Annotated in this window: 8 protein-coding genes; 3 read left to right on the top strand and 5 right to left on the bottom strand. The window is 64.2% G+C overall.

The features are described 5' to 3' along the window. Positions 1-49 precede the first annotated feature (49 nt). Positions 50-1,798 carry a sulfatase-like hydrolase/transferase gene (locus ACKTEK_RS05600; protein ID WP_409164256.1) on the top strand — a complete coding sequence of 583 codons (1,749 nt, stop codon included), beginning with the start codon at positions 50-52 and terminating at the stop codon, positions 1,796-1,798. A gap of 49 nt (positions 1,799-1,847) precedes the next feature. On the opposite strand, the gene ACKTEK_RS05595 is transcribed toward ACKTEK_RS05600, so the two are convergent. After that, positions 1,848-2,750, bottom strand: coding sequence for a diacylglycerol/lipid kinase family protein (locus ACKTEK_RS05595; protein ID WP_409164255.1), 903 nt, complete (start codon positions 2,748-2,750; stop codon positions 1,848-1,850). A gap of 342 nt (positions 2,751-3,092) precedes the next feature. On the opposite strand from ACKTEK_RS05595, the gene ACKTEK_RS05590 reads away from it, so the two are divergent. Beyond that, positions 3,093-4,322 carry a M23 family metallopeptidase gene (locus tag ACKTEK_RS05590; protein ID WP_409164254.1) on the top strand — a complete coding sequence of 410 codons (1,230 nt, stop codon included), beginning with the start codon at positions 3,093-3,095 and terminating at the stop codon, positions 4,320-4,322. Here ACKTEK_RS05590 and prfB read toward each other — a convergent pair. The 3 genes from prfB to ACKTEK_RS05575 all read right to left on the bottom strand — a co-directional run bounded on the left by prfB (position 4,319) and on the right by ACKTEK_RS05575 (position 9,517). Continuing rightward, positions 4,319-5,447 (bottom strand): peptide chain release factor 2 gene (prfB, locus tag ACKTEK_RS05585; protein ID WP_409164253.1). Its coding sequence is split into 2 segments (ribosomal slippage): positions 4,319-5,377 and positions 5,379-5,447, totalling 1,128 coding nucleotides; the frame shifts between segments, so codons are not numbered across the junction. The two genes, ACKTEK_RS05590 and prfB, sit on opposite strands and share 4 nt — an antisense overlap. A gap of 143 nt (positions 5,448-5,590) precedes the next feature. Next, complete coding sequence (locus tag ACKTEK_RS05580; protein ID WP_409164252.1) at positions 5,591-8,041, bottom strand: penicillin-binding protein 1A; 2,451 nt, start codon at positions 8,039-8,041, stop codon at positions 5,591-5,593. 210 nt (positions 8,042-8,251) lie between these two features. Next, a complete protein-coding gene (locus tag ACKTEK_RS05575) occupies positions 8,252-9,517 on the bottom strand; it encodes an N-acetylmuramoyl-L-alanine amidase (protein ID WP_409164251.1) in 1,266 nt (421 codons plus the stop codon). Positions 9,518-10,428: 911 nt separating this feature from the next. Between ACKTEK_RS05575 and ACKTEK_RS05570 the strand changes: the two genes are divergently transcribed. Further along, positions 10,429-13,140, top strand: a complete 2,712-nt coding sequence (locus ACKTEK_RS05570; RefSeq protein ID WP_409164250.1) for an Rne/Rng family ribonuclease — start codon at positions 10,429-10,431, stop codon at positions 13,138-13,140. Between the two features lie 40 nt (positions 13,141-13,180). On the opposite strand, the gene ACKTEK_RS05565 is transcribed toward ACKTEK_RS05570, so the two are convergent. Beyond that, positions 13,181-14,359 (bottom strand): pyridoxal phosphate-dependent aminotransferase, encoded by a 1,179-nt coding sequence (locus tag ACKTEK_RS05565; RefSeq protein ID WP_409164249.1) that lies wholly within the window; start codon positions 14,357-14,359, stop codon positions 13,181-13,183. Positions 14,360-14,473 lie beyond the last annotated feature (114 nt).

Below are 14,473 nucleotides of genomic sequence, written 5' to 3'. Positions count from 1 at the left end.
CGGCATGTAATCGTTAACACAAGACGCTGACGGCGCTTTGGGGACAGACATGAATTCTTTCGACAACAATCAGTACCGTGACCGCAACCTGCCGGAGGGCAGCCCCTGGTGGCGCGTGCGCTGGCCGTTCGCGCTGTTTGCCCTCGCCGTCGCCGTGTTCGCCACCACCATCGGCTTCCTGCCGCGCGTTCACCTGCTGATCGAACAGGGCCGCCCTGTGCACCTGGTGATCTTCCTGGCGATATGGGCCGCATCGATGGTGTGCCTGCTGCTGGCCGCGATGCAGCCAAACCGCATAGTACGCTGGTTCTGGGCGCTGCTGCTGTCCGTTTCGGCCGCCGCCTCGCAGTTCTACTACCAGGTCAGCGGATCGGAGATCGGCCCCTTCGACGTGGTGTCGCTGATCCAGGCACGCCACGAGGCTGGCCGCGCCGCAGAGCAGTACCTGCAGGCCGCCGGCTGGCCGCTGGTCATCTTCGTGTTTTCCATGGCGGCCATTGTGCTGTGGCCTGCCCCGCGCCGCACCTTCTTCCGCCGTGCGACTCAGCTCCTGTGCTGGGCCCCCGCCATGCCGATCCTCGTTGTCGGCGGCATCGTCTTCCTGAAGGAAGGCGGCGGTTCGCAGGCCATGCCGCAGCACTTCGCGCCGCTGGCCGTCAGCGCCGTGACGCTGGGCAAGCTCGCCGGGCAGGAGGGCGTCGACCACAAGGCCGAAGCGCCGATGCCCACGGGCAAGCCCGCGATTCGCAATATCGTGCTGCTGGTCGATGAGAGCGTGCGCGGCGACTATATCGACTGGCGTCCGGGCAACCCCTACACGCCGCAAATGGCGGCGAATGCCGACCGCTTCATCGATTTCGGCCCTGCGGCGTCTGGCGGCAATTGCAGCCATTATTCGAACGCCCTCATCCGCCTTGGCGCGAAGCGCGAAGACGTGACGGGATCGCTGCGCACCAACGCCTCGATCTGGAAATACGCCAAGGCTGCCGGCTACCGGACCGTCTTCATCGACGCGCAGGCGCAGGTGAACAAGAACGCCTCGCGGCTCCAGAACTTCATGACCGTGGCGGAGACCGGCGATATCGACCGCGTCGTGATGCTCGGCGAAGGTGCGATCCCCGACCTCGATTTCAAGCTGCTGAAGGTGGTGGAAGAAGAGATTGCCGGCGGCGAACCGGTCTTCATCTACGCCAACAAGAACGGCGCGCACTTCCCCTACGATCACGGCTATCCCGCGACGGAAGCCAAGTTCACGCCCGTCGACAGCAGTCTTGCCAAGAGCACGACGCAGACGCTGGTCAATTCCTACCGCAACAACGTGGCCTGGAACGTCGACCGCTTCTTCGCCGAGCTGCTCGCCGATGCGAAGCTTGACGACACGCTGGTGCTCTACACCTCCGACCACGCCCAGAACTTCCAGACCGGCCGGCTGACCCACTGCACCGTCGAGGACCCGGACCCGCGCGAGGCCTTCGTGCCGATGATGGCGATCACGCAGGATGCCGCCCTGGAAGCTCGCCTTCGCGAGGCTGCGGCACGCAACCATGCCAACACCGACCACTTCCAGATCTCGCCGACGCTGTTTGAGCTGATGGGCTTCGACAAGCAGACCATCACTGCCAGCCACGGGCAATCGCTGTTCGAGGTGGTGGACGGTCCCAAGCGCTTCACGACGGGCGACATCTTCGGCTTGTTCAAGGATGATGTGCGCTGGAACGACATCGACCTCGATGCCGATTACCTGGAGCCGGAAGCCGAAACGGCGGGAGAGCGCATTGCCGCTTCCCCCGCCAGCTAGGCGCGGCCAGGACAGATCTTCGCGAGGGATCGAGAGGCGTCCGTGACGCCTAGCAGACGATGCGCGCCATGTGCGGCATCACGCGGAAGTCCACCGTGTCACCGATCTCGACACACTTGTCTCCGTCGAGATGAACGCTGCCCTTGAAGCCCTGCAACTTGCAGACCGCGCGCTCGAACGGGCGGTGGCGCAGGACGCGGCTGTCCGCCTTGCCACGAAAGTAATCCCACAGCGCCGGTACGAGGCCCCAGAACCGCGTGTTGTGCAGGGTGAAGAAGTCGAGATGCTTGTCGTCGGCCAGCACGGCGCGGGCCGGCTTCAGCCTCCCGAAGCTCAACTGGTTGCAGACGATCATCGAGTGGCTGGAAATCTCCTGCCGGTCGCCTGCCCCGTCATCGTAGGACAGCTGGAATTCGCTGCCGCGATAATCGTTGCGCAGCAGCCGGTCGATGCTGAGCAGGTAGGCCAGCCCCCCGAAGCGCTGCTTCAGCGAGCGGCGGGCATTCACCGTGACTTCCGACACGGCGCCGAAGATCGCGGCAATGAAGAAGACGTGGCGGTTGTTGATGAGGCCTATATCGACCGCGCGCGGCGTGCCGGAAATCGCAAGCTCCAGCGCGCGCGGCAAGGCACGCGGTAGGCCGAGGCAGAGAGCTGCGATGTTGGCGCTGCCAAGCGGCACGAAGGCCATCGTCACCTTGTCGAGCAGGTCGCGCTCCCACAGCCGCTCCATGACGAGGCGCAGCGTGCCGTCGCCACCTGCGACCACGAAGCGCACGTCCTGCCCTTCGGCGATGTCCTTGCGCACATCATCCCAGTTGCAGCCATCGGCGGTGGAAAATTGCGCCTGCAGGCCGCGAGAGGGAAAGAACTTGCGGAACCGCGCCAACGCATCTGCGCGGCTGCGGCCCGCGTTCTCGTTGTAGATGGCGTAGTAGCGGCGGTCGGTCACGAGTGGCTCCCAGGCGAAAACGTCTGATGCGAGCAGATATAGGGTCGAACCGTCTGCAAATCGTGCACGGCGTGCGTTTGAAGCCGCACGATTCGCCGGAGTGGTTAGCACAATCCCAATGCGCCGGGTGTGACGGGCGATCCCTCCAGTACGCGCAGGTCGCGCGGGTGGCCGGTGCAGAAACCGCCGCTCTTTTCCCAAAAATTAACCCTAACCGATCCATAATCGAACCGTTCAAGTTCAATGTGAGTGAGCGTTCGAGCAATCGTGACGAAAGACACACGCCCAAGCAGGACCACCGGAAATCCGAAGCCACGGGAGCCAAGGCGCGGCAGCGCCGTCATGGCATGGGCGGTGTTCGCAACCGCCGCAGCGCTCGGGTCCGTTTTTGCCGTCGCCAATCTCGGTTTGCAGGACGATGTGATCCCGGCGAACGTCAAGGTCGTGTCGGTCAAGTCCGGTACCGTCGAGAACGCTTCCACGACGACACGGCGGATCACCGCGCGCGTCGATACGCTGAGCGCACCGGTCGAGAACCCGCAGGTCGCGGGACTGCGTCTTCGGATCGACGACACGCTTGCCTCCAGCCCGGTGAGCGCAGCCGTCAACGAGATCGACGCACGGCTCTACTCGCTGATCGCGCGCCACGACAGGCTGACGGCAACCGCCGACGACCTGGAAGAATCCGGCATCATCTTCAAGCTCGCCGCCGACGATCTCGTGCCGTCCAAGGTTGCACCGCTCAATCCAGGCAAGCCGCAGGTGCTGGACACCGCCAATGCCAACCGGATGCATCCGCTGTACGGTTTCGTGCGCGATGTGCGCGCGGAACTGGCAACCGCTTTGCGCGATGAAAAAGAACCCGCGCTGAAGCGCATCGAAATCCTCAACGCGCGCCTGGATGCCCTCGCCATCCGCCAGTTCGGAGTGCTCGACCGCATGGAAAAGGAAGTCGAGGGCCGCCACTCGCGCCTGGCCTCCGTGCCGCGCGCGCTCGGCATCACGGTTCCCGGACGCGGCCACGACAGCACCGGCCAGGGTGGCCCGATGGTCCCGCTTCTGAGTGGAACGAGTGCTGCCATCTATGCCTTCGAGACCCGCATTGAAGGTGTCGAACTGACGCTCGCGCGCCTCAGCGACATCGGCCACATCGTCAATCGCCTGCCGGTGCGTCGCCCGGTTGGCGCGAACGCCTCCATCAGCAGCGGCTTCGGTCCGCGCGTCGACCCGTTCCTCGGCAAGCCCGCCATGCACCAGGGCCTCGATTTCCGCGCCCGCCGTGGTGAGCAGGTCGCTGCATCGGGCGCAGGCAAGATCGTGCGCGCCGGACGGCTCGGCGGTTATGGCAAGGTTGTGGAGATCGACCACGGCGAAGGCTTGGTCACGCGCTACGCGCACCTGAGCAAGATCGACGTGAAACTTGGTGACACCGTCGCCCCCGGCGACCCCATCGGCAAGGTGGGCAGCACCGGGCGCAGCACCGGACCGCACCTGCATTTCGAAGTGCGCCGGAACGGCAACGCCCGCAACCCGCTGACATACATCCGGGCCGGGCGCCGCCTCGATTCCTAGTCGATATCCTCGACCTGCTTTTCCGTCCCGTAGGCACGCGCGGCGAGTGCAGCTTCCATGAACTCGTTCAGGTCGCCATCCAGCACGCCTTGCGGGTTGGTGCTTTCCACGCCCGTGCGCATGTCCTTGACCAACTGGTAGGGCTGGAGGACGTATGAGCGGATCTGGTGGCCCCAGCCGATTTCGGTCTTGGATGCCGCGGAGGCCATCGCCTCCTCTTCCCGCTTCTTCAACTCCGCTTCGTACAGACGGGCCTTGAGCATCGCCCACGCGGTCGCGCGGTTCTTGTGCTGCGAGCGCTCGTTCTGGCACTGCACGACGATGTTGGTCGGTATATGCGTGATGCGCACCGCACTGTCGGTCGTGTTGACGTGCTGGCCGCCGGCACCCGACGCACGGAAGGTGTCGATGCGCACATCGCTTTCGGCGATGTCGATCTCGATGGTGTCATCGACCACCGGGTAGACCCAGACTGACGCGAAACTCGTGTGGCGGCGGGCGTTGGAATCATAAGGCGAGATGCGCACCAGCCGGTGCACGCCCGATTCTGTCTTCGCCCAGCCGTAGGCGTTGTGGCCCTTGATGAGCAGCGTACCGGCCTTGATACCCGCTTCTTCGCCGTAGGCCACGCCGATCACCTCGACCTTGTAGCCGCTCTGCTCGGCCCAGCGCTGGTACATGCGCATGAGCATCTCGGCCCAGTCCTGGCTTTCCGTGCCACCGGCACCGGCGTGGACTTCAAGATAGGTGTCGTTGCTGTCGGCCTCGCCGGACAGCAGCGTCTCCACCTGGCGCTTCTGCGCGGTGTTGAGCAGGTTCTTGAGCGCGGCACCGCCTTCGTTGACGGTATCATCGTCCTCAGCCTCTTCGCCAAGCTCGATGAGCGTCACCGCATCGTCCAGCTCCTGCTGAAACCTCTTAATGCTGTCGATATGGTCGACGAGTTGCTGGCGCTCGCGCATGGTCGCTTGCGCCGCTTCGGAGTCGTTCCACAGATCGGGATCTTCGGCCTGCGCGTTCAGGTCTTCGAGACGCTTGAGGGCGGCATCCCAGTCAAAGATGCCTCCTCAGGAGCGTGACCGACTCGCGTATCTCGTCCACCATGGACTGAAATTCCGCACGCATGTCTGGCGTGTCTCCTTGGATTGACAGGCTTTCAGCGAAGAACTCGCGCAGCCGGGCGCGGACCCTAGCCGAGGCCGGGCTTTGCGTAAACCGTCATCGTGGATGGTCCGGCAGGCGGGATCGAGCGCGGGCTGCGGCGACCGCTAGTATAGGCCGCCAGTGCCCTGCGTGACCGCGCGTCCGGCATCGGAATTGCCGATCGGATTCCCGTACTCATCCGCATAGCCGATGATGGAATAGTTCGACGGCGGCTCCTGCCCCGGCTTGAACGCTTCCATGATCGCGCCGCCATTGCCGGCAGCCGTGCGCAGGCCGGACTGGCGGTCGATCGGCATGAAGTTGATGCCCGGCGGTACGCGGAACGGAACCGGCGGCTCACCCTTGAGCGCTTCCTTCATGAAGTCGATGAAGATCGGCGCAGCCAACTGGCCACCCGTCATGCCGCGGCCCATTGGCTTGGGCGTGTCGAAGCCGACGAAGACACCGACGACGAGGTCCGGCGCGTAACCGACGAACCAGGCGTCCTTCTCGTCGTTCGTGGTGCCGGTCTTGCCGGCGATCGGGCGCTCCAGAACCTTGACCTTGGTGGCCGTGCCGCGCTGGACGACGCCTTCCATCATGGAGGTGACCTGGTAGGCCGTATAGGGGTCGAGAACCTGCTGGCGGTTGTCGACGATCTCCGGCTCTTCCTGCTCGCGCCATTCGGTCGCGCGGCAGTCCGGGCACTGGCGCTCTTCGTGCTTGAAGATGGTCTTGCCCTGGCGGTCCTGGATGCGGTCGATCAGGGTCGGCGTCACCTTGCGCCCGCCATTGGCGAGGATCGCGTAGGCGCCCGTCAGTCGCAGCACGGTGGTCTCGCCTGCGCCCAACGCCATGGCGAGAACGGGGAGCATATCGTCATAGATGCCGAAATTGCGCGCGTACTCGGTGATGAGCGGCATGCCGAGGTCCTGCGCAAGGCGCACGGTCATCACGTTGCGAGACTTCTCGATGCCGGTGCGCAGCGTCGAAGGGCCGTAGTACTTGCCGGAATAGTTCTGCGGACGCCATGTCTTGCCGCCGATGCGGAACTCGATGGGCGCATCCATGACGACCGAGGCCGGCGAATAGCCGTTGTCGAGCGCCGTTGCGTAGACGAACGGCTTGAACGACGAACCCGGCTGGCGCATCGCCTGCGTCGCCCGGTTGAACTCGCTCTGGTCGTAGGAGAACCCGCCGACAAGCGCCAGCACGCGGCCCGTCCACGGGTCGATGGCGACGATGGCGCCGGAAATCTCCGGCACCTGCTCAAGCGTGTAGGTGCCCTCGTCCTCGTTCAGCGTGTTCACGTATATCACGTCGCCGGGAGACAGGACATCGCCGACGGTGCGGATGGCGCGGCCCTTGCGCTCTCCATTGGTCCACTTGGCCCACTTCACTTCCTCGAGCGGAATGCGACCGACCTCGCGCTTGGTGGAGACGCGCTGGGTAGGCAGGATTTCCGGACGCAGGCCGATGGTCGCCTCATCGTCGGAGATATTGATGACGACGGCCATGCGCCACGGCTCGATGTCGTCGAGCGCGTCGATATCGGCGACGGCCGCGCCCCAGTCCTTGGTCAGGTCGACGGTCGCGACCGGGCCGCGATAACCACGGCGGCGATCGTAGCTGCGCAAGCCCGCCACCAGCGCGGTGCGCGCCTCGTACTGCAGCTTGGGGTCGACGGTCGTGCGGACCGACAGGCCGCCCTCGTAGAGCTTGTCGCTACCGTAGCGCTCAAGGATCTCGCGGCGCACTTCCTCGGCGAAATAGGCGGACGCCACGATCTGCGCGCCGCTGGCGCGCGGCGTGACGTTGAGGTCGCGCTTCTTTGCTTCCTCGCCCTCCCCGTAGTTCACGTAGCCATTGTCCACCATGTTGTCGATCACCCAGTTGCGGCGCTCGATGGCGCGCTCGGTGTGACGGAACGGGTGGTAGTTGTTGGGGCCCTTGGGGAGCGCTGCGAAATAGGCAGCCTCGTCGATGGTCAGCTCGTGCACGGACTTGCCGTAGTACTGGAGCGAGGCACCGGCGACGCCATAGGCCCCGAGGCCGAGGAAGATCTCGTTGAGGTAGAGTTCGAGGATCTGGTCCTTGGTGAATGCCTGTTCGATGCGCAACGCGAGCAGCGCTTCCTTGAGCTTGCGCTCGAAGGTGCGGTCGTTGGTGAGCAGGAAGTTCTTGGCGACCTGCTGGGTGATGGTCGAAGCGCCGACAAGCCGGCGCCCGGCGCGCAAGTTCTGGATATTGGTGACGACGGCGCGCGCGATACCGGTAAAGTCGATGCCGATATGGGAATAGAAATTCTTGTCTTCAGCCGACAGGAACGCCTGGATGACCCGGTCGGGAATGGCCTGGATCGGCAGGTAGAGGCGGCGTTGGGTCGCATATTCCGCCAGCAGTTCGCCGCTCGAGGCGTGCACGCGCGTCATGACGGGCGGCTCGTACTCCTGCAGCGCCGCGTACTCGGGGAGGTCCGCAGAGACCTTCCAGATCACGTATCCGACGCCGCCGGCCGCGATGATGAACACCACCACGCCAAGCGCGAACAGATATCCGAAAAAGCGAAAAAGCATCAGCCGTTTGCCGTCTTGTTACACGCGGACGAGACCGCCATGCCCGGAAACCGATCGGCGCGATCCGGATTGCGCCATTCGCCTCCGGCATGTCGATGCCGTCTGCAGGAATTGCCGTCGATGCTGCCGAGCATGCCCGCAAATCGGGCCGGTTTCGTGGCAGGGACGACAGGACATGTGCGTGGGTTTGACCCGCGGACGCACTGCGCGTCAATTAACTTTCTGAGCAACGCCGCGCCCGAAATAGTTGTTCACCGATTCAACCATCGCGCCGACGACCTTTTCGCGCCACTCGTCGGACTTCATCACCTTCTCGTCGCGCTCGTTGGTCAGGTAGCCGATTTCCACCAGAACGGAGGGAACATCCGGCGCGCCAAGCACGTGGAACCGCGCGGAGCGCAGCGGATTCTTGATCAGCTTCACCTTGCCGCGGAACTGGTCGACGAGCCCCTTCCCGAACAGAGTCGAGAAATGGCGCGTTTCGCGCCGTGCAAGGTCGAACAGAATACCGGCGACCTCGTCGCTCTCCTCCGACAGGTCGACACCGGCGATGAGATCGGCGCGGTTTTCGCGGTCAGCCAGCATCTGGGACGCGCGGTCAGAGGCCTTGTCGGACCGGGTGTAGACCGTTGCGCCACTGATTCCGGCATAGCGGATCGCATCGGCGTGGATCGAAATCAGCAGCGAGGCTTCAGCCTCGCGGGCAATCTGGACGCGGTCGCCTAGACGAACGAACGTATCGTCCTCGCGGGTCATCGTCACGCGGTAGCGGCCGGTCAGCTCCAGCGATTCGGCGAATTTCTTCGCAACCGCGAGCACGATGTCCTTTTCGAGCGTGCCGCTCTTGCCCTTGGCACCGGGATCGACGCCACCGTGGCCGGCATCGACCACGATCAGCGGCTTGCGGCCGGCAGCGCCACCGGGCGGCACCGGCATCAGCGGCGTCTCGGTCGCCTTGGCAATGTCAGCCGGGACCGACTTGTCGGCTTCGGGCGCGGGGGCGAGCGCAATGTCGCGAATGAAATCGCGGTGGCTCGCGGGCACCAGATCAATGACGAGGCGAGCCGGCTGCGTGTCGACAGGCTCCAGCACGAAGGACTTGTCGATCTTGAAGGGACCATTCGCGTCGAGCACGATTCGCGACTTGCCGGGCGCGAACTTGCCATAGCGATAGGCGCTGACGAGGCCCCTGCCCTCGTTTTCGATGCCATCGGCACCGGCAAAGTCGAGCTCGGGCAGATCGATCACGACACGGTAGGGATCGGGCAGTGCGAAAATGCGGAACGCGACCATGCGGTCGACGTCCATGACGAATCGGGTGCGCTCCTCGTCACCGGCCAGGCGCGCCTCGCGGGCGACCGGCAGTGCGGCGCGTTCCTGGGCCTGCACCGGGAAACCGGCAAAACCGACCGTGTTTGCGGCGATTGCCAGCAAACCAGCCAGGATAAGCCGCGTCCCCGTCCCGAATTTCAGCATAAACTCTGCCCCGTCAGTTGCCAGCTTCAGCCTGCAACGCCGTCTTCGTCGTGCCAACGAAAGGCCTGTTGAAGGCTAGCCGAATGCCTGTGGCCATTAAAGTTGGATATCGTTAACCTTGGCTTTCCAACGGGGATCGAGCGAAATTTCTTCATTCGCGATGCACGAATGCAACAAATTGCCTGATTTGACTGCTCTGGTTGACGCTGCGGCTGCTCAATCAATTTGCTTGCAAAATATGCGTGCAGCCTTGATATAGGCAGTCTGGGTAAGTTTCCGTCGCGTAGCGACAACGCTGAATTCGAATCGATTGTTGTTTCGCGTCGCCTGACCTGTGCGTGTTCTTCGCAGCCTGATGGTTGCCGTCGGATTTCGGTCGACAAGCGTCCGAACCGCCACCGGCTCCCGATCCTAACAGGTTCTGGAATGATAGCAGCACGGGCAGCAGACGCAGGGTCGTTGCCAAGGCACGCCCATTCCCGCGTCAGCCGGATTTTCCGGGTGCGGGGTCCGTTCGAACCGGCTCGACATGGCTCGTGAGGGCCGCAAGGTCGAGTGTCCGAAGCGACGTAATCTCACCCCACGATGCGGTGCCGCACTTCAATCGTGCGCACCGGAACGAATTTCCGACAGTCGTGCCGGTTTGCACGGTCCTGTCGCCAACCGGGTGAACAACTCCAAATGTTCGGCGCGCGCCCAACATCACAGATCAACCGCAGTCCGGAGCAAAGTCTTGCCGGTACTGCGGGAGAGCGCGCTTATCGTATGGCAGCGCGGCGCGGCGAAAGCCGTGGCCCCGAACGCTGCACTCCTTTCAGCACAATCCGCATGTCCGACCTGCGGCCCCCGCCGGGTAACCCCGACGCATGGGCGACCGCCATCGCGACCAGCGGCTCAACCGAGCGATTCACATGGCAAACAAGATGCTCATCGACGCCACGCATCCGGAGGAAACCCGGGTCGTGGTCACGCGCGGCAACCGGATCGAGGAATTCGATTTCGAAGCCGCCAGCAAGAAGCAGCTTCGCGGCAACATCTACCTCGCCCGCGTAACGCGGGTCGAACCGTCCCTTCAGGCTGCCTTCGTCGATTACGGCGGCAACCGTCACGGGTTCCTCGCCTTCAGCGAAATCCATCCGGACTACTACCAGATCCCCTTTGCCGACCGGCAGGCGCTGATCGACGAGGAGAGCGAAGACCACGCCCGAGAAGACGACGACGGCAATGGTGACAGCGACGACGATGCGAGCGCCGCGGCGGCCGCGTCCGACGACAGCCTCAGCGAAGATGCCTACGACGGCGAAGGCGATTCCGACAACGATGGCGAGGACGGCGACGACCGCCCGGCCGAGATCGTCGAAGTCTCCGAAGACGACAATGTCGAATCCGTCGGCAGCGAGGACGCGCTGGAGGAACTTCCGCGCCGTGCCCCGCGTCGCAGGCGCAGCTACAAGATCCAGGAAGTCATCAAGCGCAAGCAGGTGCTGCTGGTTCAGGTCGTCAAGGAAGAGCGCGGCAACAAGGGCGCAGCGCTGACCACGTACCTGTCGTTGGCCGGACGCTACTCGGTGCTGATGCCCAACACCGCGCGCGGCGGTGGCATCTCCCGCAAGATCACCTCGGCATCCGACCGCAAGCGGCTGAAGGAAGTCGCCCGCGAACTGGAAGTGCCGCAGGGCATGGGCGTCATCCTGCGCACCGCAGGTGCCAGCCGCACCAAGCCGGAAATCCGCCGCGACTTCGAATACCTGATGCGGATGTGGGAGAACGTGCGCGAGCTGACGCTTGAATCCATGGCGCCGACGCTTGTCTACGAGGAAGGCAACCTCGTGAAGCGCGCCATCCGCGACCTCTACAACAAGGACATCGACCAGATCCAGGTGTCCGGCGAAGCGGCTTACCGCGAGGCCAAGGACTTCATGCGCATGCTCATGCCGAGCCATGCCAAGAATGTTCAGCTATACAAGGAAGATGAGCCGATCTTCATCCGCAATCAGGTGGAGAACCAGCTCGACGCGATGTTCAGCGCCGAAGTGACGCTGAAGTCGGGCGGCTACATCGTCATCAACCAGACGGAAGCCCTCGTCGCCATCGACGTGAACTCGGGCAAGGCGACGCGCGAGCATTCCATCGAGGACACCGCGCTGAAGACGAACATGGAAGCGGCGGCGGAAATCTCGCGCCAGCTTCGCCTGCGCGACCTAGCCGGGCTGATCGTCATCGACTTCATCGACATGGAGGAGAAGCGCAACAACCGCTCCGTCGAGCGCAAGCTCAAGGAGTGCCTCAAGTCCGATCGTGCCCGCATCCAGGTCGGGCGGATCAGCCATTTCGGCCTGATGGAGATGTCGCGCCAGCGCATCCGCTCCGGCATCATGGAAGGCAGCTTCGAGCAGTGCGCCCATTGCGCCGGCAGCGGCATCGTTCGCTCCACCGCCTCTGTTGCGCTGCACGCGCTGCGCGCCATAGAGGACGAGTTGCGCAAGCGCGCCGCCGACCTCAATGTCACGACGCGGGCAGAAGCGGCTCTCTACATCCTCAACCAGAAGCGCGATCACCTGTTCGAACTGGAACAGCGCTTTGGCGTTCGCATTTCGGTGCTGGGCGACGACAGCCTCGTCAACACTCTGATGACGATGGAGCGCCACGCACCGTCCCGCCAGGAAAGCCGTGCCGAGGCGCGTGTCGTCACCACTGACGGCGCGCCCATCGCGGAGGCCGAGAGCGAGGACGAGGACACCAACCAGTCGAGCGATGGTTCGGGCCGCAGGCGTCGTCGCCGCAGGCGGCGTCGCGGTGGTGAGGACGACAACGCGCAGAATGAAGAGGTTTCGGCGTCAAACGCGGACGAGTCCGACGATGAAGACGACGACGAAAACGAGTCCGACAACGCCTCCCAGGCGAGCGACGACAGCGACGACAATGGCGAGGAGCGCGAAGGCGGCCGCCGCCGCAGGCGTCGTGGCCGTCGTGGCGGTCGCCGCCGTCGCGGCCAGAATGCCGATAACAACGAGAACGCCGATGCGCAGGCCCAGGATGGGGACGCGCAGAGCGATCAGAACAGCCAGCACGATAGCGGCTCTGCCGTGAGCGATGGCGAGACGCCGGACGAGGTCGACGACGCCGCCCAGCCGAGCGACAACGAACAGGCTGCCGCAGCCGACGGCGAAGAGAAGAAGAAGCCTTCGCGCCGTGGACGCGGCCGGGGCCGCAAGAAGGACGCCGAGGACGCGACCCCTGCCAGCGATGGCGAGGCGGCCGTCGAAGCTGCCGAGGCCACTGAGAGCGATGGTACTGCTCCCGCAGCCGAGGAAGAGGCACCCAAGCCGAAGCGTCGTTCGCGCCGCTCCAAGAAGGCGGTGGAAGAGGAAACCGTGTCTGCCGAGGCCGTGTCTGAAGAGCCGGCCATTGACGACGCGCCCTCGCCTGCTCCTGAAAGCGAAGAAGAACCCGTCGCAGCACAGGCCGCTGAAGAGCCGGTGGCGGCAGACGCCCCCAACGGCCACGCGGAAGAGCCTGCGAGCGAGGCTGAACCGGCAGTCGATCAACCAGCCGAGGACGAGCCTTCGCAGCCCGTGCGCAAGGGCTGGTGGCAACGCGCACTGCGCGGCGGTTCAGAATAAGAAATCAATCCGGGCCGGCTTCACGCCGGCCCGTTTCATTTCAGCGCTGGTTTTTCAGGAAGCCGTCAAGCTTGTGAATGGCCTTCTCGACGGTCTCGTTGGAGCCCGCGAAGGACAGCCGCAGGAACCGGTCACCGTTGAACGGGTCGAAGTCCAGCCCCGGCGTTGCGGCAATCCCGGCTTCGGCCAGGAGACGGTTGGCGAAATCCATGGAATCATTGGTGAAATCGCCGATGTCGGCATAGAGGTAGAACGCGCCGTCCACGGGCAGGAAGCGCGAGATACCGATCTGCGGCAGGCGCTCGACCAGCATCTCCCTGTTGCGCGAATAGACCGCCTTGTTCGCCTCCAGTTCGTCGGTCGCATCGAAGGCGGCAACCGCTGCGAGCTGTGAAATGGCCGGCGGGCAGATGAACAGGTTCTGCGCCAGCCGCTCCATGGTGCGCACGAGGTCCTGCGGCACGATCATCCAGCCGATGCGCCAGCCCGTCATGCAGTAGTACTTGGAGAACGAGTTCACCACGATCGCGTCCGCGTCGTGGATCAGCGCAGTGTCGGCCTGCGCGCCGTATGTCAGGCCATGGTAGATTTCATCGGAAATGAGCCGGATGCCGCGTTCACGCGCCGTGCGGCAGATGCTGGCCAGCCTGTCGGGCTCGATCACCGTGCCCGTGGGGTTGCCGGGACTTGCCAGCAGCAGGCCCTTGATTCCAGCGCTCTGGTGAAGTTCGGCGATATCGTTCGCGGTCGGTGCCCAGCGGTCTTCCTCGCGGGTTTCCAGCCAGGCGGCCTCGATGTTCAACGCCTTGAGAATATTGCGGTAAGCCGGGTATCCGGGCGATGCCAGCGCCAGCTTGTCGCCGGCTTCAAACAGCGAAAGAAACGCGAGCGTGAACCCGCCCGATGAGCCGGGCGTAACGATAACGCGCTCTGGCGCGATCTCCACGCCGTGCACCTTGCGATAGTGCTCGGCGATGCGCTCGCGAAGCTGCGGCAGGCCGGTCGCCTCGGTGTAGCCAAGCGGGCCATCGCGCAACGCGCGTTCGGCGGCCTCCAGCACCGCGCGTGGTGCGCGCGCAGCCGGCTGGCCGACTTCCATGTGGCAGATATCGGCACCGGCAGCCTCGCGGCGATAGGCCTCACGCAGGATGTCCATCGCGATGAAAGGATCGACATCGCCGCGTTGCGAGACGCCGGGACCGGGATTTGAGGCGTTCATGGCACTTCCCAAGGCTCGAAAAATGGCAGCACGCCGCCACGTTGGCGACAAAATCCTGCCCGATGACAATTCTCGCGCAGGCACCACAGCGAAGCTGCGAAGTCAAACACTGCG

Source organism: Tepidamorphus sp. 3E244 (assembly GCF_046159835.1).
Lineage (GTDB): Bacteria > Pseudomonadota > Alphaproteobacteria > Rhizobiales > Tepidamorphaceae > JACKJK01.
The sequence above is the reverse complement of the archived record's forward strand: the minus strand, read 5'-3'. Positions and strand labels throughout refer to the sequence as shown.